At 31.1% G+C, this 534-nt stretch carries 1 pseudogene; it reads left to right on the top strand.

The annotated features are described in order from the left end of the window. Positions 1–452 (top strand): annotated as a pseudogene (locus ACYVI6_RS18855) (cytochrome c oxidase subunit 3); the annotation flags it as partial. Positions 453–534 lie beyond the last annotated feature (82 nt).

Genomic DNA, 534 nt, shown 5'->3' with positions numbered 1-534 from the left:
ATCACACTTTAGCTGTACAAAAAGGTATAAATCTAGGAGTAATATTATTTATAGTATCTGAAGCGTTATTTTTTATGGCTATTTTTTGAGCATTTTTTCATAGTGCATTAACACCTACTGTAGAACTAGGAGCTCAATGACCTCCTATGGGGATAGAACCTATAAATCCTTTTGAATTACCTTTACTTAATACAGTTATATTATTATCTAGTGGTGCAACAGTTACTTATGGACATCATTCTTTAATTCAAGGTAATAGAAAAGGAAGTTTATATGGTACTCTATTTACAGTAATATTAGCTATAATATTTACTATATTTCAAGGTATAGAATATAGTGTATCTTCTTTTACTATAAGCGACGGTGCATTTGGAACATGTTTCTTTTTTGGAACAGGTTTCCACGGATTACACGTTATAATTGGTACAATATTTTTATCCGTAGGATTATGAAGAATATATGCGTATCATTCCACGGATCATCACCATGCAGGTTATGAAGCTGGTATATTATATTGACACTTTGTAGACGTAG

This window comes from Angustibacter aerolatus, assembly GCF_054776675.1.
The sequence above is the reverse complement of the archived record's forward strand: the minus strand, read 5'-3'. Positions and strand labels throughout refer to the sequence as shown.